This is a genomic window from Variovorax sp. 3319, from assembly GCF_031456585.1.
Classification (GTDB): Bacteria; Pseudomonadota; Gammaproteobacteria; order Burkholderiales; family Burkholderiaceae_C; genus Variovorax; species Variovorax paradoxus_P.
Map to the genome: position 1 here is coordinate 101,989 of NZ_JAVDUZ010000013.1, position 20,283 is coordinate 122,271.

23 protein-coding genes are annotated in these 20,283 nt (G+C 64.7%); 15 read left to right on the forward strand and 8 right to left on the reverse strand.

The features are described from left to right. Nucleotides 1-11 precede the first annotated feature (11 nt). The 3 genes from J2X67_RS23915 to J2X67_RS23925 form a co-directional block, all read right to left on the reverse strand. Nucleotides 12-449: a hypothetical protein gene (locus tag J2X67_RS23915; RefSeq protein ID WP_309957166.1), complete on the reverse strand. Its 438-nt coding sequence runs from the start codon at nucleotides 447-449 to the stop codon at nucleotides 12-14. Between the two features lie 26 nt (nucleotides 450-475). Continuing rightward, the gene (locus J2X67_RS23920) at nucleotides 476-2,821 is read right to left on the reverse strand and encodes a type VI secretion system tip protein TssI/VgrG (protein ID WP_309957168.1); all 2,346 of its coding nucleotides are present in this window, start codon (nucleotides 2,819-2,821) and stop codon (nucleotides 476-478) included. Between the two features lie 134 nt (nucleotides 2,822-2,955). After that, a complete protein-coding gene (locus J2X67_RS23925) occupies nucleotides 2,956-4,092 on the reverse strand; it encodes an iron-containing alcohol dehydrogenase (RefSeq protein ID WP_309957170.1) in 1,137 nt (378 codons plus the stop codon). 68 nt (nucleotides 4,093-4,160) lie between these two features. Between J2X67_RS23925 and J2X67_RS23930 the strand changes: the two genes are divergently transcribed. Both J2X67_RS23930 and J2X67_RS23935 read left to right on the forward strand, forming a co-directional pair. After that, nucleotides 4,161-5,126 carry an alpha/beta hydrolase gene (locus tag J2X67_RS23930; RefSeq protein WP_309957172.1) on the forward strand — a complete coding sequence of 322 codons (966 nt, stop codon included), beginning with the start codon at nucleotides 4,161-4,163 and terminating at the stop codon, nucleotides 5,124-5,126. After that, entirely contained in the window at nucleotides 5,123-6,004 is an 882-nt protein-coding gene (locus J2X67_RS23935; protein WP_309957174.1) for a YbgC/FadM family acyl-CoA thioesterase, read from the forward strand. Before J2X67_RS23930 ends, J2X67_RS23935 begins: the two co-directional genes overlap by 4 nt. Here J2X67_RS23935 and J2X67_RS23940 read toward each other — a convergent pair. After that, nucleotides 5,998-6,924 carry a hypothetical protein gene (locus J2X67_RS23940; RefSeq protein WP_309957176.1) on the reverse strand — a complete coding sequence of 309 codons (927 nt, stop codon included), beginning with the start codon at nucleotides 6,922-6,924 and terminating at the stop codon, nucleotides 5,998-6,000. The genes J2X67_RS23935 and J2X67_RS23940 overlap by 7 nt on opposite strands. A 145-nt stretch (nucleotides 6,925-7,069) precedes the next feature. Next, entirely contained in the window at nucleotides 7,070-7,996 is a 927-nt protein-coding gene (locus J2X67_RS23945; RefSeq protein ID WP_309957178.1) for a folate-binding protein, read from the reverse strand. Between the two features lie 131 nt (nucleotides 7,997-8,127). Here J2X67_RS23945 and mltG point away from each other — a divergent pair, with 131 nt between their 5' ends. The 7 genes from mltG (at nucleotide 8,128) to J2X67_RS23980 (ending at nucleotide 13,460) form a co-directional block, all read left to right on the forward strand. Further along, complete coding sequence (gene mltG, locus J2X67_RS23950) at nucleotides 8,128-9,150, forward strand: endolytic transglycosylase MltG (RefSeq protein ID WP_309957179.1); 1,023 nt, start codon at nucleotides 8,128-8,130, stop codon at nucleotides 9,148-9,150. Then, nucleotides 9,147-9,806 carry a dTMP kinase gene (gene tmk / locus J2X67_RS23955; protein ID WP_309957181.1) on the forward strand — a complete coding sequence of 220 codons (660 nt, stop codon included), beginning with the start codon at nucleotides 9,147-9,149 and terminating at the stop codon, nucleotides 9,804-9,806. The genes mltG and tmk overlap by 4 nt, the downstream gene beginning before the upstream one ends. Beyond that, nucleotides 9,803-10,825: a DNA polymerase III subunit delta' gene (locus tag J2X67_RS23960; protein ID WP_309957184.1), complete on the forward strand. Its 1,023-nt coding sequence runs from the start codon at nucleotides 9,803-9,805 to the stop codon at nucleotides 10,823-10,825. Before tmk ends, J2X67_RS23960 begins: the two co-directional genes overlap by 4 nt. After that, nucleotides 10,822-11,199, forward strand: coding sequence for a PilZ domain-containing protein (locus J2X67_RS23965; RefSeq protein ID WP_055806688.1), 378 nt, complete (start codon nucleotides 10,822-10,824; stop codon nucleotides 11,197-11,199). Before J2X67_RS23960 ends, J2X67_RS23965 begins: the two co-directional genes overlap by 4 nt. Before the next feature lie 133 nt (nucleotides 11,200-11,332). Next, nucleotides 11,333-12,142, forward strand: coding sequence for a TatD family hydrolase (locus tag J2X67_RS23970; RefSeq protein ID WP_309957186.1), 810 nt, complete (start codon nucleotides 11,333-11,335; stop codon nucleotides 12,140-12,142). After that, nucleotides 12,139-12,819, forward strand: a complete 681-nt coding sequence (locus tag J2X67_RS23975) for an ankyrin repeat domain-containing protein (RefSeq protein WP_309957188.1) — start codon at nucleotides 12,139-12,141, stop codon at nucleotides 12,817-12,819. The genes J2X67_RS23970 and J2X67_RS23975 overlap by 4 nt, the downstream gene beginning before the upstream one ends. 158 nt (nucleotides 12,820-12,977) lie before the next feature. Continuing rightward, nucleotides 12,978-13,460, forward strand: a complete 483-nt coding sequence (locus J2X67_RS23980) for a DUF2726 domain-containing protein (RefSeq protein ID WP_281150812.1) — start codon at nucleotides 12,978-12,980, stop codon at nucleotides 13,458-13,460. A 159-nt stretch (nucleotides 13,461-13,619) separates the two neighbouring features. Here J2X67_RS23980 and J2X67_RS23985 read toward each other — a convergent pair whose 3' ends face one another. Genes J2X67_RS23985 through J2X67_RS23995 form a run of 3 tightly spaced genes read right to left on the reverse strand, consistent with a single transcriptional unit; the run spans nucleotide 13,620 to nucleotide 14,901 of the window. Further along, the gene (locus J2X67_RS23985; protein WP_309957191.1) at nucleotides 13,620-14,090 is read right to left on the reverse strand and encodes a DUF6130 family protein; all 471 of its coding nucleotides are present in this window, start codon (nucleotides 14,088-14,090) and stop codon (nucleotides 13,620-13,622) included. A gap of 19 nt (nucleotides 14,091-14,109) precedes the next feature. Next, nucleotides 14,110-14,493, reverse strand: a complete 384-nt coding sequence (locus J2X67_RS23990) for a cupin domain-containing protein (protein WP_309957193.1) — start codon at nucleotides 14,491-14,493, stop codon at nucleotides 14,110-14,112. 51 nt (nucleotides 14,494-14,544) lie between these two features. Beyond that, complete coding sequence (locus J2X67_RS23995; RefSeq protein WP_309957195.1) at nucleotides 14,545-14,901, reverse strand: helicase SNF2; 357 nt, start codon at nucleotides 14,899-14,901, stop codon at nucleotides 14,545-14,547. Nucleotides 14,902-15,355: 454 nt separating this feature from the next. On the opposite strand from J2X67_RS23995, the gene J2X67_RS24000 reads away from it, so the two are divergent. From J2X67_RS24000 to J2X67_RS24025, 6 genes are all read left to right on the forward strand, one after another. Next, complete coding sequence (locus J2X67_RS24000) at nucleotides 15,356-16,273, forward strand: MBL fold metallo-hydrolase (protein ID WP_309957197.1); 918 nt, start codon at nucleotides 15,356-15,358, stop codon at nucleotides 16,271-16,273. A gap of 84 nt (nucleotides 16,274-16,357) precedes the next feature. Beyond that, on the forward strand, nucleotides 16,358-16,837 hold the full coding sequence (locus J2X67_RS24005) for a carboxymuconolactone decarboxylase family protein (protein WP_309957199.1): 480 nt from the start codon (nucleotides 16,358-16,360) through the stop codon (nucleotides 16,835-16,837). An 85-nt stretch (nucleotides 16,838-16,922) separates the two neighbouring features. Further along, nucleotides 16,923-17,156 (forward strand): hypothetical protein, encoded by a 234-nt coding sequence (locus J2X67_RS24010; RefSeq protein ID WP_309957201.1) that lies wholly within the window; start codon nucleotides 16,923-16,925, stop codon nucleotides 17,154-17,156. Nucleotides 17,157-17,232: 76 nt separating this feature from the next. Then, nucleotides 17,233-17,982 (forward strand): gluconate 2-dehydrogenase subunit 3 family protein, encoded by a 750-nt coding sequence (locus J2X67_RS24015; protein ID WP_309957203.1) that lies wholly within the window; start codon nucleotides 17,233-17,235, stop codon nucleotides 17,980-17,982. A gap of 13 nt (nucleotides 17,983-17,995) precedes the next feature. Further along, nucleotides 17,996-19,756, forward strand: coding sequence for a GMC family oxidoreductase (locus tag J2X67_RS24020; RefSeq protein ID WP_309957204.1), 1,761 nt, complete (start codon nucleotides 17,996-17,998; stop codon nucleotides 19,754-19,756). Nucleotides 19,757-19,766: 10 nt separating this feature from the next. After that, nucleotides 19,767-20,123, forward strand: a complete 357-nt coding sequence (locus J2X67_RS24025) for a c-type cytochrome (RefSeq protein ID WP_309957205.1) — start codon at nucleotides 19,767-19,769, stop codon at nucleotides 20,121-20,123. Nucleotides 20,124-20,283 lie beyond the last annotated feature (160 nt).

Genomic DNA, 20,283 nt, shown 5'->3' on the forward strand with positions numbered 1-20,283 from the left:
AGTGGGCGCGGTCACGCCGAAGCGCGCGGAATTTCGAGCGGTGTGCGCGAGCGGTCGATGGCGAGAATCGAGGCGTCGTTCGGGTCGCGCAGCAAATGCACCGGCTTGCCCGGCACCGCAAACTGCGGGATCAGCCCTTCGTCGATCAGCGTGCGAACAACGGCGGGGCGGTTACCCGCGGTGGCGTCAGCGTCGACAACACGCAGCGCCAACTCGACCGCATACACAGTCTGGCCCTGGGAGCCGCCGCGCGACAGTTCATTTTCGGACCGCTTGAGCGACTCGACCACCGCCTCTGCCGGAATGCCGGTCTGCTCGAGGCGCGCCCATGTCTTTGCCTCGGCCGAGTAGATGCGGTTCTCGCGTGTGGCCACGATCGCCACCGAGGCTGCCACCACCAGCACCGAGCCCATCAGTATTGCGAAGACGATCCACAGAAGGATTTCCATCGTTGTTGCAGTGTGCTCCGTCCGTCTCAGACCACCAGGGTCAGCACCTTGAACTTCGCGGCCAGCCCGCCGGTGGCAATCAGCATGCCTTTGTTCGCAATGGCCAGGCCCTTGGCACTGACTTCGAGCGGCTTGTTCTTGAGCGAGAAAATGGCAACGTCGAGCTTGACGGTGGCAAGCTGCGCATTGAGCGCTGCGTAGTACTGCAGGCGCGCGCCCCACACATCCAGCGACATGCCCACAAGGCTGAGCCGAAACCCCACACCGCCCGCTCGGTAGAGCCGCCAGTCGCCGCTCGAAGCGTAGTTGTTGTTGTAGACCGTGGAGTTGTTGGTGTAGTTGTTGGTGGTGTTGTTGTAGGTGGTCGACGTCGTGTTGTAGACGTTGGTGTTGATGACGTGCTGCGTCGTGTTGTGGATGTGGTTCGTGGTGTTGAAGATCACGTCGGGCGAGGTGTGCACCGTGGGCCCCGTGACCACCGTGGTCGACGGCCCATTCACCTTCACGTTGTTGCCGGTGTTGATGGTGTCGTCGCGCCCACCGCTCACAAAGCGGATCTCCTGCCCATCGATGGTGCCGTGGAACCCGCCGGTGATTGCCAGGTTCACGCCCCCGCTGATGGTGTCGTTCAGCCCGCCGCTGAGCGTGCGCTTCTTGCCGCCCGAGATGGTCTGGGTAACGCCGCCGGCCACGGATTCGGTAAAGCCGCCCGTCACGTCGCGGGTGTCGCCGCCGGTAATGGTTTCTTTGGCACCCGCGGTAATGTCGCGCGTTTCGCCACTCTTGTAGGTGGCCGATTCGTGGCCCTTGATGAGCGTGGTGCGCGTGCCGTCGGTGGTGTGCGTTTCGTCGGCTTCCACCTCGACGTCGAGGTTGCGCTCGGCGTGCAGCAGGATCTGCTCGGCGCCGGTGCGGTCTTCAAAGCGAAGCATGTTGGCCTGGTTGGCCGCGCCGCCGCTGCTAGAGCGCGTGAGAATCCCGCTGGCAGTGGCGTTGGCCGGCAGCTCCCACGGGGGCATCTGGTCGTTGTTGTAGACCCGGCCGGTGATGATGGGGCGGTCGGGCTCGCCGCCGATGAAATCGACGATCACTTCCTGGCCCACGCGCGGCATGTGCATGGTGCCGTAGTTGGCGCCGGCCCAGTTGCTCGACACACGCACCCAGCACGAGCTGTTTTCGTCCGCCTGGCCGTAGCGATCCCAGCGGAATTGCAGTTTCACGCGGCCGAAGCGATCGGTCCAGATTTCTTCGGGGCCGACCACCGTCGCGGTTTGCGGGCCGTTGGTGCGAGGCTTGGGCGTCTTGCGCGCGGGCCGGTAGGGCACGTTCGATGGCAGCACCGTAAAGTCGAACTGGCAAACCGATTCCATGCCGCTGCCGGTGGAGTATTCGGGCTCCTGCAAGTCGTAGCGGGTTTCGGTGACCAGGTATTCGCGGTTGTCCGGCTCGCGCGGGCAATGCGTCATTTCGAACAGGTAGCCGGGCGCCATGCCGATCACGTTGGTGTGGCCCGCGGCAAGCTCGTGTGCGCACTGCAACTCCTGCAGGCGAATCTTCGCGTAGGTGTCGCCTTGCTGGTGCTCGCTGTAGCCGCCGAGCCATTCATACACTTCGTAGGTCGAATGGTCGTGGCCCTTGGGATCTTGCCGCACGCTTTGCAGCGAGGCGCGCGACTTCTTGAAGTCGAAATCGTCGAGCATCACGCGGCCGGAGGTAATCTGCTCGGCTACGCGCCATTGGTCGATGCAGGGCTCCATCGCGTGCAGCACGCGATCGCGCGGACGATACGGAATGGTGGCGTAGCCCGCAAGTTTGCGGTAGCCGCCGGTGTCGTCGGCCAGCACCAGAAGGTGCGAGTTGTTGGCGTGCTCGAAGTGGTAGGCAATGCCTTCGTGCTCCATGAGGCGGCTCACAAAAGCAAAATCGCTCTCCTGGTATTGAACGCAGTATTCCCAAGGGCGGTAATTGCCCGTCAGGCGCTTTTCAAACTCGAAGCCATACTTGCCCAGCACTTCGTCGAGCACCTCGGGCACGCTCTTGTTCTGGAAAATGCGGCAGTCGGTGGTCCTCGTAAGGTACCAAAGCCAGGGCTGCACCAAGGCGCGGTACACATAGTGGCGGCCGGTTTCGTTGGCGCGGCCCACCAGCTCGAAACGCACCACGGTACCGTTGAGAAAGCGCAGCGCTCCGCCGTCTGTCAGCTCGATGGTGAGAGAAGTACCAAGCAGCTTCTTCAGGTCAAGATTGAAGCTCGGGCTGACCATGTCGACCTCGAACTCGAACAACTGCGACAGCGCTTCCCGCCCGCGCATGGCGCGAAACTTGAGCTGCTCGGCGCTGAGTACGGTGTGGACCTGGACGGTACGCGTCATTCGGAATTTCCCTCGCCCTTGGGGCTTCTTCGGATGCAAAGCCTTTGGAGGGGAGTCTAGAAATTCCTTGTGTCATATGGATGACGCGGCTGTTCGGAGGCGCTGCTGTTCAGGGCTGTTGTTGCAAACAGCTCCTACATCGAGGCCTCAAGCATCGCCCTGTAGTCGTCGCGCGTAGCCAATCGCGGATTCGTCTTGTGGCAATGGTCTGCCATGGCGCCATCGATGATCTTTTCGAAAAGGTCGGGCGTTACGCCCACTTCGGCCAGTCCCTTGGGCATACCCAACCGTGCATTCATGTCACGGATGGCCTCGGCCAGATCGCCTGCGGAGTCGAGATGCATGGCCTGCGCCATGCGCTGCAATCTCTGTTCTTTCTGCACCGACTCAGCCCCCGCATTGAAGTGGATCACCGCCGGCAAGAAGAGAGCGTTGAGCGTGCCGTGGTGCAGGCGCGGATCGACTCCGCCCAGGCTGTGGCTCAGCGAATGCACGCAGCCCAGGCCCTTCTGGAAAGCCATGGCGCCTTGCATCGACGCGCTCATGAGGTTCAGGCGCGCCTCGCGGTCGCTGCCGTCTTTGGTGGCGCGCTCGATATGCAGCCACGCGCGCTCCAGGCCATCGAGCCCGATGCCGTCGGCCGGCGGGTTGAAGGCCGCCGACATGAAGGTTTCCATGCAGTGCGCAATGGCATCCATGCCCGTGGCGGCCGTAAGGCGGGGCGGCAGGCCGAGCGTGAGTTCGGGGTCGCAGATGGCCGCCTTGGGCATGAGGAACCAGCTGTGAAAGCCGAGCTTGCGGTGGTCGTCCACGATGACGATGGCGCCGCGCGCCACCTCGCTGCCGGTGCCACTGGTGGTGGGCACCGCAATGATCGGCACCACGCGCTCGGTGATCTTGGGCGAGCCGCCTTCGATGGTGGCGTAGGTCTTGAGCGGGCCTTCGTGCGTGGCTGCAATGGCCACGCCCTTGGCGCAATCGATGGCGGAGCCGCCGCCCACTGCAATGAGCCCGTCGCATCGCGCGCTGCGATACAGCTCGACGGCCGCGCGAACGGCAGCTTCGGTCGGGTTCGAAGGCGTCTGGTCGAACACCGCCACCTCGAGATCGGCCACAGCGTCGAGCGCTTTTTGCAGCACGCCGGCGGCGCGCACGCCCGCATCGGTCACGATCAGCGGACGGGTGATGCCTATGCGCGCGCACTCGCTGGACAGCAGCTTGATGGCGCCGAACTCGAACTGGATCTGGGTGAGGTATTGGATGAGGGCCATGGGCGTTGATGCTTGGGGCGGTACGATTGCCGACCATTCGAATCTAACAAGAGCAAACAGTCTTGCACATGAACAAAACCCTTGCCGCTGTCGCGTCGGGCACATTGCTGACGGCCAAGATGGCGGGCGTGGTCGAGCGCATGGCCCGTGCGGGCCACCCGAGCCTCGACCAGCTTTCGCCCGAAGAGGCCAAGGCTTCCTACGAGAAGGGTGCCGGCGTGCTCGAGGTGCCCAAGCCCGAGCTTGCGCGCATCGAGGACTTCAGCATTACTGCGCGCGACGGCTTCGAGATTCCGGCGCGGCTGTATGCACCGTCGCCGGCAAAGCTGCCGGTGCTGGTGTACTTTCATGGCGGCGGCTTCACCGTCGGCAACATCCGCACGCACGACACGCTGTGCCGCGTGCTCAGCCTGAAAAGCGGCTGCGCGGTGGTGTCGGTTGATTACCGCCTGGCCCCCGCACACAAGTTTCCGACCGCTTCCGACGACGCCTGGGACGCCTTCGCTTTTGTTGCGAAAGAAGGCGCGCGCCTCGGGCTCGACGCCAGCCGCCTTGCGGTGGGCGGCGACAGCGCCGGCGGCACGCTGGCCGCGGTGTGCGCCATTCTTGCGCGCGACGCGGGGCTGCCGCTCGCGCTGCAAATGCTGATCTACCCTGGCACCACGGGGCACCAGGACACCGCCTCGCACCAGCTGTATGCCAACGGGCCGCTCCTGACCAAGGCGCTGATCGACTATTTCTTCGGCCAGTACGTTCGCACGCCGGCCGACCGTGACGACTGGCGCTTTGCGCCGCTGCTGACGGACGATGTCGAGGGCGTGGCGCCTGCCTGGATAGGGCTTGCCGAATGCGATCCGGTGGTGGACGAAGGCATTGCCTATGCCGACAAGCTGCGTGCGGCCGGCGTGGCGGTCGACCTTGAAATCTATCGCGGCGTGATCCACGAGTTCTTGAAAATGGGCCGCGCCATTCCCGAAGCGCTGCAGGCGCAAAACGACGCAGCGCGCGCACTCGAAGAAGCATTGAAGCCATGACCGAATCCGTAGTACCCCAGAGAAAAGACTTCCGTTTCTTTCACCGCCTGCGCGTTCGCTGGGCAGAAGTCGACATGCAGAAGATCGTGTTCAACGCGCACTACCTGATGTACTTCGACACCGCCATTGCCGACTACTGGCGCGCGCTTGCGCTGCCTTACGAAGAGGCCATGCATGCGCTGGGCGGCGACCTGTATGTGCGCAGGGCCACGGTGGACTTTCAGGCTTCCGCGCGCATGGACGACGTGATCGACGTGGGCATGAAGTGCGCGCGCATCGGCAACTCGTCCATGGTTTTCCAGGGCGCGCTGTTCCGGCAAGACCAGTACCTGGTGGGCTGCGAGCTGGTCTATGTGTTTGCAGATCCGGCCACGCAGACTTCCAGGCCGGTGCCGGCCGCACTGCGCGAAATTTTGACCGGCTTCGAGGCCGGCGAGCCGATGCGCACGGTGGAAACCGGCAATTGGAAAACCCTCGGCGAAGGTGCAGGCGCCTTGCGCCGCGCCGTCTTCATCGAGGAACAGAACATTCCCAAGGAACTGGAATGGGACGAGCACGACGCCGTGGTGCTGCACGCGGTGGCGCGCAACCGGCTCGGCCAGGTCATTGCGACCGGCCGTTTGCTCGATGCAGTCGATGGCACGGCAATGCTGGGCCGCATGGCCGTGCACCGCGCCTTGCGCAGCGGCGGGCACGGCGCGGCAGTAATGGCGGCGCTCGAGGCGGCAGCCAGGGCGCGGGGCGATCGCGAGATCGGCCTGCACGCCCAGCGCAGTGCGGAGCGCTTTTATGCGCGCCTGGGCTACACGGTGCACGGCGAGCCCTTCGAGGAAGCGGGCATCCCGCACATCGAGATGCGGCGCGCGCTCAATCAATAGCGGGCCGGCGGATCGGGCACATAGCCCATCTCCGAACCCGGAAACGCCGACGGGCCTTCGGGTCGCGGCCAGCGCGGCTGAGGCGGCACGGGAATCACGCCGGCGGCAATGAGGTTTTCGCGGCTGTCGTAGCGGATGCGGACCACCTCGTCGGGCGTGGACTGCGCGCGCTCGAAGGTGGTGTGCCCCACGTGCGAGGTCTCCCGCCGGCCATGGCCGGTGCCCAGGCTCGGTGACGGCCGGGCGAGCCCGCCCTTGGCCGACGCGGCGGATTCGGCGCCCAGGGCGCTGTCGGCGGAGCTGGACTGCGCCGCAGGTGCGGCCGGCGCGGCCTCCGCAACCGCGGACGGCGCCTCGCTGCGGCGCTCCATCTTGCGGTTGCCGCTATAGCCGTCGCGTTGCGGCAGCACGATGGGCGGCGCAGGCGGCACGGGCATCTGCTCGCGAAACAGCGCAACGCCGATCACCCCCACGTCTGCGGGCCGGCCGGTGCGGCTCGCGTACGAGTTGCCGATGGATGTGAACTCGAAGGCCGCAATCTGCGAATCGCTCTTGCGCCAGCCGGTGATGTCGCTGCGCTCGCCGCCTGAAAAGACATAGCCGTTCTGCAGCACGCCCGCGGTTTCGCCGGTGACGATGTTCACGCCATCCACCGACATTACGGCCATGACGCGCTCGCCCATGGCATTGCGCGCACGTATTGCGTAGCGCGAGCCTGGCCGGCCGGCCACCCAGTATTCGCCGCGATAGCGGTAAATGGGCAACTCGCGGCCGGTGGCCCGATCGACCACGCTCACCTGCATGAGCGAGCCGAGGCGGTCGTATGTCAAGGGCGGCGAAGGCGGCCGTATCGGACTTTCGGCGCAAGCCGAGAGGGCGGCCAACGCGAGGGCGGTCGAGAAGATGAGTCTGCGCTTCATGGGGGTCTTCCTTGCCAGGAGTGGATCGGTAGGGCTTCTACGGGGCAGCACGTGAGGCAGGGTTAAACGCGCGCAAAAAAAAGCGCTGCCTCTTTCGGGGCAGCGCCGGGGGTGCGTTTTCAGGAACGCCGTGAAGCGGCAGCGCCTAGATGTCTTCGAGCAGCGGATACGGCAGCGGCTCGACCTTGAGGGCAGGGCCGTCGGCGCCGCCAGCGTGGAGGCCGCCGGTTTCAAGTGCCGAGATCTGCATGGAGATCAGCGCAGCCCAGCCGCCGCCCGGGGCCGGCGCAGCCTGGGCGACCGTGCCCACGGGTTGGTCGGCGTCGCTGGCCGCGAACACTTCCTGGCCCACGCTCACCGGCGCATCGGCTTGCACAAGGTAGGTGCGGCGCTTGAGGGTGCCGCGAAACTGGCTGCGAGCCACGATCTCCTGGCCCGGGTAGCAGCCCTTCTTGAAATTGACGCCGCCCACCGACTCATAGTTGATCATCTGTGGCACGAACGCTTCGACCACGGGGGTGGTCACAGTGACGATGCCGCTTCGAACCTCGCTCCACTGCCAGAGCTCCGGGTCGAGAGACGGCCCGGCGGGCGCGGGGTTGCCGGCCGGTGCAATCCACAGTGCGCGCGGCACGCCATCGGCCGGGTAGAGCGAAACCGCGCTGATGTCCGCGCCGATGGCGGTGCGCTGGCCGGGCAGGGCGGCGGCATCCAGGCCGTTGCCCGTCAACGCCGTGCCGGCAAGGCCGTAGAGCGCAAATTGATCGCTGGCGTCGGTGAGCTTGGCCTTGGCACGCAGCACATACATCGACAGGCGCTTGAGCGTGGCGGCCAGGATGTCCTTGCTGCAGACCAGCAACACCAGATCGGGTTGCGGCCGTATGCCGATGAAGCTGGCGATCACGCGGCCCTTGGCGGTGCAAAGGGCTGCCAGGCGGGCCTCGGCGGCGCCGAGCAGAGAAAAGTCCTGCGTGAGCTGGCCATGCAAAAAGCCGGCGGCATCCGGTCCTTCGGCGCGAATCACGCCGAGGTGCGAAAGGGCGGTAACACCATTGAGAACGACAGTAGTCATCGCTGAATTATCATGGTCGAAGCCGTTCCGTCCGGTCTGCAGGGAAACTTGCCGTTGTTCCCGCAGGGCCACCGACTTTTTGCGCCGAATCCTCGATTCGTTTTTCTTCTCTCCGTCATTCCATCGGACCCGTGCGCCGCTTCTTTCTTACGCTCTTTCTGCTCGCCGCCCTGGCTGCGCTCGGCCTTGGCGCCGCCGGACTGTGGTGGGTGCACCAGCCGCTAAAGCTGCCCGCGCCCAGCCTGGATCTTTCGGTGGAGCCCGGCACCACGCCGCGCGGCGTTGCGCAGGCGGTGGCCGATGCCGGCGCCAACGTGGAGCCGCAACTGCTGTACCTGTGGTTCCGCCTTTCGGGGCAAGACCGCCAGATTCGCGCCGGCAGCTATGAGCTGGAGCGCGGAATCACGCCCAAGATGCTGCTCAATGTGCTGGTGCGCGGCGAAGAGGCAACCCGCAGCCTGGTGCTGGTCGAAGGCTGGAACATTCGCCAGGTGCGTGCCGCCCTTGCCAAGGCCGAGCAGCTCAAGCCTGAAACCGTGGGCCTGCCTGACGACGCACTGATGGCCAAGCTCGGCAGGCCCGGCGTGCACCCCGAGGGGCGCTTTTTTCCGGACACGTACACCTATTCGAAGGGCTCCACCGACATTGCGCTGCTGCAGCGCGCCATGCGGGCCATGGACAAGAAGCTCGAAGCTGCCTGGGCCGCCCGGGCGGCCGACTTGCCGATCAAAACGGCCGATGAGGCGCTTATTCTGGCCAGCATTGTCGAAAAGGAGACAGGCAAGGCCAAGGACCGTTCCGAGATTGCAGCGGTGTTCGTCAACCGCCTGCGCACCGGCATGCCGCTGCAAACCGACCCGACCGTGATCTACGGCCTGGGCACCACCTTCGACGGCAACCTGCGCAAGAAAGACCTGCAGGCCGATACGCCCTGGAACACCTACACCCGCGGCGGCCTGCCGCCCACGCCCATCGCCATGCCGGGCAAGGCGGCGCTGCTGGCGGCAGTGCAGCCGGCGCAAAGCAAGTCGCTGTACTTTGTTTCGCGCGGCGACGGCACCAGCCAGTTCAGCACCTCGCTCGACGAGCACAACCGCGCGGTCAACCGCTACCAGCGCGGGGGCGGCGAACCCAAACCTAAGATCGCGCAATGAGTGAAGGCCTGTTTCTGACGCTCGAAGGCATCGACGGTGCCGGCAAGTCCAGTCATCTCGACGCAATGGAAGCGCTCCTGAAAGCGCAGGGCCGCACAGTCGTGCGCACGCGCGAACCCGGCGGCACGCCGTTGGCGGAAACCCTGCGCGGGCTCATCCTCGAACAGCCGATGGACCCGCTGACCGAATCGCTCCTGGTTTTCGCGGCGCGACGGGACCACGTCATGCAAGTCATAGCGCCCGCATTGGCCCGCGGCGACGTGGTGCTGTGCGACCGTTTCACCGATGCCACTTTTGCTTACCAGGGCTCAGGCCGCGGCTTCGATGAGCAGGTGCTGTCCACCCTGGAGCACTGGGTGCAAGGGGGCAGGGGAGCGGCAGGGCTGCTGCAGCCCCACATCACGCTGTGGTTCGACCTGGCACCCGAAATTGCCGCCCAGCGCCTGGCTGGAGCGCGCTTGCCCGACAAGTTCGAAGCCCAGCCGGTCGAGTTCTTCCGGCGTGTGGCGGCCGGCTACGCGGCCCGCGCGGCCGCCGATGCGCAGCGCTTCGTCCGAATCGACGCCAGCCAGACACGCGACCAGGTCTGGCAACAGGTCGAGGCCGCGCTCGTCGCGCGTGGCGCGCTGGCACCCGCGAGCGGAGCTGCATTGTGAGCACGCCGGCACTTTCGCCCTGGCTTCAGCGCCCGCTCGCAGAGCTCTTGCGCCAGCGTGGCCATGCCTGGCTGCTGCAGGGGCCGTCGGGCCTGGGTCAATACGAACTCGCGCTGGCGCTTGCCGCCGCATGGCTTTGCGAGCAGCCCAGGACAGAAGAGGGCGGCACCGCGTGTGGCCAGTGCCCGAGCTGCCACGCCATCGAGGTTCGAACCCATGCCGACCTGTGCGTGCTGATGCCCGAAGTCGCCATGCAAGAACTCGGCTGGCCGCTCGATGAAAAAGCCCAGGCCGACATCGACGACAAGAAGCGCAAGCCCAGCCGCGAGATCCGCGTCGAAGCCATGCGCGATGCGGTCGGCTTTGCCCAGCGCACGAGCGCCCGCGGCCGGGGCAAGGTGGTGCTGGTGTACCCGGCCGAACGCATGAACACCATCACCGCCAACGCGCTGCTCAAGACGCTCGAAGAACCCGTCGGCGACGTGCGCTTTGTGCTGGCGAGCGAGGCCGCCTGGCAATTGCTGCCGACCATTCGCAGCCGTTGCCTCGGCTATACGCTGCCGTGGCCTGCAACCGCCGAGGCCGAAGCCTGGGTGGGTTTGCACGACGTACCCGCAGCCGACGCCACCGCCTTGCTGCGTGCGGCGGGCGGCCGGCCCAGCGACGCATTGCGGCTGGCCCGCTCCGGCCAATCGCCCAAGGCCTGGTCGCTGCTGCCCAAGGCAGTGTTGCGCGGTGACGTCGCCGCGTTGGCGGACCAGGCGCCCTCGCAAGCGATCAGTGCGCTGCAAAAGCTTTGCCACGACCTGATGGCCGTTGGCAGCGGCGCTGAACCGCGGTTTTTCGAGGCAGCCGACCTGCCGGCGGCAGTGCCTTCGCACCTGGCGCTGGCCCGCTGGTCGAAGTCGCTTGCCAGTGCGGCAAGAACCGCCGAACACCCTTTTAATGCCGGCCTGATGCTGGAAGCGCTTGTGAGCGAGGCGCGAACCACCCTAAACTCTGCTACTCGCCGACCATGAACCAACCAGCCGCCCCCGCCGCCGCCGCTACGCCTCAACGGCCAAGCGTGATCCAGCTCGCCATCAAGGAAAAGGGCGCGCTCTATGCCGCCTACATTCCGCTGTTTGCCGAAGGCGGCATCTTCATTCCAACCTCACGTGAATACCGGCTGGGCGACGACGTCTATGTGCTGCTGACGCTGCCCGAAGACCCGCAGCGTTATCCGGTAGCTGGCAAGGTCGCATGGATCACGCCTCAGCGCGCTGCCGGCAACCGGGCGCCGGGCGTCGGCATCCGTTTCCCGTCCGACGAAAAGTCGCGCCAGCTCAAGGCGCGCATCGAGGCGGCGCTCGGTGGCTCGATGGCTTCCGATCGTCCCACACAGACCATTTAGCCCACAGAGCTAGGCTCGCCCCCAAGGCTGCGGCGCTCCGTGCCGCTTCGCCAACTCCCTACGGGAGGAAACGCCAGAGGCCCGGCATGGCCGGCTCCTCGGTGTTCCTGGCATCCGCCAGACAATCACCGCCATGTTTACCGATTCCCACTGCCACCTCACATTTCCCGAGTTCGCGGACCAGATGCCGCAAATACGCGCCGCCATGGCCGAGGCGCAGGTCGACCGGGCCCTGTGCATCTGTACCAAGCTCGAGGAGTTCGATGACGTGCAGGCGCTGGCCGCCCGCTACGACAACTTCTGGGCCAGCGTGGGCGTGCATCCCGACAACGAGGACATCGCCGAACCGACCCTCGACGACCTGGTGCGCCGTGCCGCCTTGCCCAGGGTGGTGGCCATCGGCGAGACCGGCCTCGATTACTACCAGATGGAAGAGCGGAAGGGCGGGCGCAGCATTTCCGACATGGCATGGCAGCGCGACCGTTTTCGCGTGCACATTCGCGCAGCCCAGCAAACCCGCATGCCGCTGGTCATTCACACCCGCGAAGCATCTGCCGATACGCTGGCCATCCTGAAGGAGGAGGGCGAAGACGGCTCCGGCAAGGCCGCGGGGGGCGTATTCCACTGCTTTACCGAAACCGCCGAAGTCGCCCGCGCGGCGCTCGACCTGGGCTTCTACATCTCTTTTTCAGGCATCCTGACGTTCAAGAAAGCGCAAGACCTGCGCGACGTAGCGGCCTTTGTGCCGCTCGACCGGATGCTGATTGAAACCGACAGCCCGTATCTGGCACCCGTGCCGTACCGTGGCAAGACCAACAATCCGTCATACGTGCCGTATGTCGCAAAGCAGATCGCCGAACTGCGCAAGATGCCCGTCGAAGCAGTCGCTGAGGCCACCAGCGAGAACTTCGAAACGCTGTTCAAGGGAGTAAAAACCAAATGAAGAAATACATTAAAAAGTTCTTGTATCTTGCTGTCATTGCAGCAACTTTTTCTGCGCACGCGGGTTCGTTCGAAGACTTCTTCCGGGCCGTGCGCGGAGACAACGCCAGCGGTGTGCGCACCTTGCTGCAGCGCGGCTTCGACCCCAACACGCGCGATGAACACGGCCAGACCGGCCTGATCATCGCGTTGCGCGAACCGTCGCCCAAGGTGGTCCAGGTGCTGATCGAGTCGCCGCAAACCGATGTCGACATTGCCAATGCCAAGGACGAAACCCCGCTGATGCTGGCCGCCATCAAGGGCCAGCAAGACGTGGTTGCCCAATTGCTCAAGCGCGACGCCGCCGTCAACAAGACCGGCTGGACGCCGCTTCACTACGCCGCCAGCAGCGGCCAGTTGAGCATCATGAAAGTCCTGCTCGACAAATTTGCATTCATCGATGCGCAATCGCCCAACGGCACCACGCCGCTCATGATGGCGGCAATGTACGGCTCGACCGAAGCCGTGAAGCTGCTGCTGGCCGAGGGCGCCGACACGGCGATGAAGAACCAGCTCGGCATGACGGCGGTCGACTTCGCAACCAAGGCCAATCGGCCGGAAGCCGCGCAACTCATTGCTGCGGCTGCGGCCGGTGCAAAGGCGGCCCCCCAGGCGATTCCCAAAGACGGCAAGTGGTGAGTTCCGCAGCCCGGCTGTCTGCGGGCTGCGCACCTGGAACAACGCTGCTTTTCCTCGACGCACACGCCTGAAAAAGGCGCCCAGAAACACGTCCGGCAAAACACCAAAAGAGGCGTTCTCGCAGTCATGCGAGACTCTGCAGAGAAGGAGAAGCAGAGATGAATACGTTTCTATTCATGGTCTTTTTGTTGGCCATCGGGCTGCTGGTGTTCGTAGCGCTCGCAAGAAAAAAGGCTGCGCAAAGCAGCAGCGGCTTTGTAGACAAGCCCAAGGCACGACCGCCGCTTACGGCGCGCGAACAGGCCATGTACAACCGCCTGGTGCAAACGCTGCCAGACCTTGTGGTGCTGCCGCAGGTCAGCTTCGGCGCGTTGCTCACGGCCCGCACACGGGCTGCACGAAGCTCGTTCAGCCGAAAGATCGCAGACTTTGTCGTGTGCGACCGTTCATTCAAGGTGGTGGCCGTGGTTGCGCTTGGCGACAAGAACAGCAAGGGCAAGTCGCAGCGCGACCAGGACCGGGATGCGCTGCTCGTAGAGGCCGGGTACCGCGTGCTGCGATATCCGCGCGTGCCGGATGTGCACCGTGTAGAGGCCGATTTCGATCCGACGATGGCTTCTGTGAGTCCGATGGGGTCCTGAGCCGCTGGATTCGAGGGCTGGACCTGGATCGATCGGCCCTCGTATGAACAACACAATGTGCATTATGTTAAATCGCATAAGCCACGGTTATCCAGGCGGCCGAGCAGCCCGCCCCTAAATCCCGCGGGACAATCTTTTCCCGCAGTCGAGGCAATGGCCTCAATGCGCATGGGCTTGGGGCGCTGCAGCCGGCCGATCTGGAATAGTCATTGAAACGGTCTCGCTGGTCAGGATCTTGTGGGTCGGATCGGCGACCTCGATCAGCATCTTGTGCACGCCGGGTGCGAGCCCGACGACGATGATCGGGTCCGAGCTGGTGTGCGCCCAGGTGCCCGGCCGGTCATCGACCGTGATGTGAAGGTGGCCTACACGCGGCGACACGCTTCGAGCGCCCTCGCCGAAGACCGGGATCACGCGCACATTCTCGGTTCGGTACTGGATGATCACGACCCCGCGCGCCAGTGCCTCTGGCAACGGCGTGTACACGACCAGCTTGGGTTGCGATTCCGCCGCGATCGGCAAGATCGGCGCCGGCCGCCCGACCTCCACCGCGGCTTCGCCCGCCGCGTGGACGGAAGTCAAAACGAGCGAGGCAAGCGCGGCGGCGGCAACGAGGGACAGTTTTTTCATGAAGGTCGCTCGTGTTTGCCTATTTCGCCGGCACGAAGCCTGGCTTGTTTTTTTCAACGATGTAGGTGGCGAGCTCCGACGCGTTGCCGTCGCCTACGTTCCTGGCCGAGTGAATCGCGCCGTCCGGAATGAACAAGGCGTCGCCCTTCCTTAGCGTTACCGGTGGCTTGCCGTCGATCTGGTATTCGATCGTGCCTTCGAGGACATAGGCGACTTCCACGCCCGGATGCGAGTGCCTGGGCGCCAGCACCCCCGGCGCGAAGTCGACGCGTACCTGCGCGAACTCGCGTCCTGCGATGCCGAGATCGTGCTGCAGGATGTCGGTGCGTCCCAGTCCGGAGGGCTGGGCATAGGCCAGCGGTCCCATTCCGCCCAAAGTGGCGACGAGCAGCGCTGCGGCCATGAGTCGAGTTGTTTTCATCGGATGCTCAATGCTTGGTAGGAAGGCCGTGCATCAGGCGCCGCTGCGCACGGTGATGCGAGCGAAGCCGGTGGCTGAGCGGGATGGGACGCTGGTGGAAGCACCATCGCCATAGAGATTGCCAGCGTGGGCGGCAGCGACCGCCTCGGCGCGGATCGACGCGCGATCGGCCAGGCTTGCGACTGCAACTGGCACCCCGGCCGACGCGCCTTCGGCATATGGGTCGGCGCTCCGGGCGACGTCTGTTGCCTGCGCATGCACATCGGCACGACTCGCGGTGGAACTGAACTGCAGCACGCCCTGATATTCCTCGGCACTGGCGCCGGCGGAAACAAGCGAAGCGAGCGAGATGGCGGCGATGGCGGTCAGAAGCTTTCGGGTGTTCATCATGGATTCCTTCAACAACGGATTGAGCGGTACATCGGCTGAACCGGTATCACCCGGGTCTTGTCCGATGAATCGATTGAATCGATTGCTTGTATCTCCGATGTGTCGAGCCGCAGGAGTTTTGGACGCTCATGTATCGGAATCGCCATGCGACACATTGGCATACAAGAATCGTGAACTCGACCCGCCCAGCCCCTGAGCCAACGTCGGTCAACCCTGCGCGTCCCGCCGCAAACCCACAGGCATGACTCTCACTTGAGTTTGGTGCGTATCAAGCACCACTGTGCGTCCGTCTACGAGGCTACCGGCGCGCTCCCTCCCTACCTACGATCAACGGCAGACGGCCTTGTGCCGTGACCGCGCCCGACAACTCTTGGAAGTTGAACGGCAACCTGCTGCCAGCCCCCTGGCTGATTCGACCCGCGCAATCGGGTCGCCCCCTTTTGGAGATTCCGCCATGTTCCTCACAGATGAAATCGTGCAACCCACGAGCGAAAAGCCCAACGATCTGGTGCCCTCCCGCTACGCGCTACGCATCGGCGATATCGACGCAATGGTGGTCAGCGACGGCCCGATGCCGCTGCCAACGTCCACCATGGCCACCAACGCCGATCCGGCGGACCTGGCGAGTTGGCTGGACCAGATGTTCATGCCGCCCGACAAGTACGACTGGCCGCTGAACGTGATGGTGGCCCGCAGCGGCAACCAGACCATCCTCATCGACGCCGGCCTGGGTGGCCAGTTTCCGGGCTTCCCGCGCGCCGGGCAGTTCCCACAACGTCTGGCTGCTGCGGGTATCGAGCTCGAGTCCGTCACCGACGTGATCATTACCCACATGCACATGGACCACGTGGGCGGGCTTCTCGTTCCCGGGATCAAGGAACGCCTGCGTCCGGACGTGCGCATCCACGTGGCAAAGGCCGAAGTCGACTTCTGGACCTCGCCCGACTTCTCCCGGACAGTGATGCCGAAGCCGGTGCCGGACGTGCTCCGCTCCACCGCCAAGAGCTTCTACAACGAATACCGCGACCGGCTGCAGACTTTCGAGGAGCGACGCGAGGTAGCGCCGGGTGTGGTGGTCCGTCTCACCGGCGGCCACACACCTGGGCATAGCGTGGTCGACCTGGTGTCAGGCGGCGACCGCCTGATGTTCGCCGGCGACGCCATGTTCCCGGTCGCATTCGACCACCCCGACTGGCAAAACGGTTTCGAGCACGACCCGGAGAAAGCGACCGACGTGCGCATCGGACTCTTCCGCGAACTGGCGCAGACCCGCGGATTGCTGGTGGCTGCCCACCTGCCCTTCCCCTCCATCGGCCGTGTAGCCATCGACGGCGACATCTTTCGCTGGGTTCCGATCATCTGGGACTACTGAAACGAGCCGGCGGCGCACGAACTTTCTTTTCCCTCGCGGTCTTCGCGAACGGGTACCTCAGCCGCACTGGGGCCGGAGCACAACATGACCCACCGTCTCAACTACATCAAGCAATCGCCCGAACTCTTCAAGAAGCTGATCGAGTTCAGCACGCTCGTCGACAGCGGCACCATCGAGCAAACGATTCGGGACCTCGTCGCGATCCGTGCGTCGCAGCTCAATGGCTGCGCCTTCTGTCTCGACATGCACATCAAGGAGGCCAAGATCCATGGCGAGCGCGAGTTGCGCATTCACCATCTGGCTGCCTGGCGTGAATCGACACTGTTCGTGCCGCGCGAACGTGCCGCCCTGGCCTGGACCGAAGTGCTGACCAAGCTGCCCGAGCACGGCGTACCCGACGACATCTACGAGCGCGTGCGCACGCAGCTGACGGAAAAAGAGCTTTCGGACCTGACCTTCAGTGTCATGGCCATCAACGCGTGGAACCGCGTGAACGTCGCGTTCCAGACCGTGCCCGGATCGTCGGACAAGGCCTTCGGCCTGGACAAGGCGAACCTCTCCTGAGCCCCGAAGCAGCAAGCGCCACCGCCTCTGGCGGTGCCTGCGCCTGCTGTGTTCATCGGTTCGCTCAAAACTTCAGGAGTAGTTGATGGCAAAAAGAATCTTCTTTGCAGCACTGCTGGTCAGTCTCGCGGCCTCGGTCTCGATCTATGCGATCCAGCCGGCCGGTGCCGTCGCCATTCCCCAGGCAACGAGCGACGCCTCGGTTGCAGCCCCCTTCCCTTCGCTCGACCTCGCCTATCCGACGCCTCAAGAGCCGCTGGACCGCACGCCGATCACGCCGACCGAAACAGTAGGCGCCGCGAAGTACGAGCCCTTCTGATCGATGCGCTGAAACGCACGCGTTCTCTGCACAAACCTTTTCGCACGATTCCTGCCCCCTTCGAAGAAAGATCCCCATGTCCGTCAACGACCGAGAGCCGCCCGCGCGGCGCCTCTTCCTGCGCCAGATCGGTGGCGCGTCCGGTGCCGCAGCGCTCGCGGCGCCCGCACTGCTGGGTGGCCTGGCCAGCCCGCTTGCTTCGGCGCAGGACGCCGCATCCCGCGCCGCCGATAAGGCCCACTCTTCGGGTTACTTGTCGCTAGGCCCGCAAGAAGCCGCATGCGTCGAGGCTCTCGTCAACGTGATGTGCCCGGCCGATGCCATGACACCGAACGGTGTCGATTGCGGCTTGCACCTGTACCTCGATCGTCAGCTGGCCGGCGCCTGGGGGCGTGGCGACCAGCTCTATCGGCAGGGCCCCTGGCGCCCTGGCAAACCGCAACACGGCTACCAGTCGCCCCTCACGCCGGAGCAGCACTTCAAGGCCGGGCTCGCAGTGCTGCGCCGCGAGGCTCAACAGCGCACCGGCAAACCCATCGAGCAACTCGAGGCCGGTCCGCTCGACGCGCTGCTGCAGGAGGTCGCTGCCGGCCGGATCGACGACGAGCGCTATGCGCTCGGCGCGTGGTTCAACGATTTTTTCTATCCGCTGTTCGTGCAGGCCTGCTTTGCCGATCCGATGTACGGCGGCAATCGCGACAAGACCTTCTGGCGCGCCATAGGGTTCCCCGGCCTGCCCGCCTTTCACGGGCGCAACGTGGTTCAGTACCGCGGCCTGCCCTTCCCCGGCGCGGCCAAGCCGCAGTCGATCGAGGACTTCAGCTGAAAGCCCGACACCCATGACTCTCAAACTTCCCAAACGCTCTGTCGTCTTCGTTGGCGGCGGCCTTACCGCCGGCTTGGCTGCGCGACAGATGATGAGCTCCGGCATCGACGTGCTGGTGCTCGAACGCGGTGGCGATCTCGCCGGTAGCGCGGCCGCCACATTGCCCAACCAACGCGACGAATTGCGTTGGGGCGTGCGCAACAGCCTGGTGCAGAACTGGGCCAACGAAACGTACACGCTGCGCCATGCCGCCAACGAAAACGCGCTGCCCGTACGCCGGATGGAAGCCTTCCTTCCCGGCGAAGGCATGGGCGGCGCGGCCAATCACTGGAACGGCCAGACCTGGCGCTGGGCCGAGTACGACCCGGCTCTGCGCACACGCCTCGAGTCGCGCTACGGCAAGGCCGCCATCCCCCGCGAATTGACGGTGCAGGACTGGGGCATCAGCTACGCAGAAATGGAGCCGTACCACGACCTGTTCGAGCAGCTCTTCGGCATCGCGGGGCAGGCCGGCAATGTCGGCGGACAACTGATCGAAGGCGGCAATCCCTTCGAAGCGCCCCGAAAGCGCGGATTTCCACAGCCGCCGCTCGAAATTCTCGAATCGGGGCGGATCTTCAAGGCCGCCGCGCAAAGCCTCGGATACAAACCGTTCCCACTGCCCGCGGCCAACTCTCCGCGCGCCTACACCAACCCCGATGGTGCAAGCCTCGCGCCCTGCCAGTACTGTGGCCACTGCGAGCGCTTCATTTGCGAGGCCAATGCCAAGGCCAGTCCGGCGGTGCTGCTGTATCCCCAACTGCTGAAGCAGCGAAACTTCGAAATCCGTCTTCACTCGCAGGTGACCGGCCTCGTCTATGACAAGCGCGCGCGGCGCGTAACGGCTGTGCAGTTCATCGACCTGCAGACCGCGCAAACATACGAGCAACCGGCCGATGTCGTCGTGCTGTCCGGTTTCACCATGACCAACACCAAGCTGTTGCTCACGAGCGGCATCGGCCGCCCCTACGACCCGAAGACGGGCAAAGGCGTGGTCGGCAAGAACTTCTGCTACCAGGTGATGTCGTCGGTGCCGGTGTTTTTCAAAGACCGCTGGATCAACCCCTTCATGGCGTCCGGCGCCTCTCAGATGGTGGTGGACGAATTCAACGGCGACAACTTCGACCACGCAGGGCTAGGCTTTTTCGGCGGCGGCTACATCTACTCGAACGTGACGAACGGTCGCCCCATCAATGCCCGACTCCATCCGGCCGGAACGCCCCGCTGGGGATCCGCGTGGAAACAGGCCAACGCCGACTGGTATGCGCACGCCTTCAACGTCGCCGTGCATGGCAGCAACTATCCGCACAGCCAGAACTACCTCGACCTCGACCCGACGTACCGCGATGCCTACGGCTCGCCGCTGGTGCGCATGACGTTCAATTTTCATGAGAACGACCATCGGATGAGCGAGTACGTCACGAACAAGGCCGCCGGTATCGCGCGCGCCATGGGTGCCTCGACAGTCGGCGCACCGCAACCCCGGCGCGGCGACTTCGACGCGCGGCAGTACCAGACGACGCACACCACGGGCGGCACCGTCATGGGCGCCGACCCGTCGACGAGCGTGGTGTCGCCCCACCTGCAGCACTGGGATGCGCAGAACCTCTTCGTCGTCGGTGCATCCGTGTACGCGCACAACGCGGGCTACAACCCGACCGGTCCGCTCGCGGCATTGGCACTGCGCCTTGGCGACGACCTGGTGCGTTATGCCAAGCAACCGCGCATGCTTTGAGGAGCCTGACATGCGAACACTCCTTCTCTCCGCCTCCGCCGCGGCTTTCGTGAGCCTGGCACACGGCCAGGCGGCCGTGCAGCCACCCAAGACATGGACGACCTGCGCGGCATGCCACGCGGCGCAAGGCGCAGCCTCCATCGGGCCGCCGCTCGCCGGCGTCGTGGGCCGAAAGGCCGGCTCATCGCCGGGGTTTGGCTACAGCCGAGCCATGAAGAATGCACAGATCACCTGGGACGACAAATCCCTGGCCGCCTTCCTGAGCGATCCGCAGCAAGCCGTGCCGGGCAACAGGATGCCTTTTGCGGGCGTTACCGATCCCGGTGAAGTCGCGGAACTCGTCAAGTACCTGAAGACGTTGCGATAGCAAGCCACCTTCATTCACTGGTGGCTCCGGGCTGCATGCCCCTATGAGTTAGGGATTTCAGGGACTGGAGCCCGACGTTCGCGCGATGCCGCGCTACGATCTCGAACAAGAACTTGAGTCTCAGCGCATGGAAACCGCCCATCCGATCCACCTTCCCGGT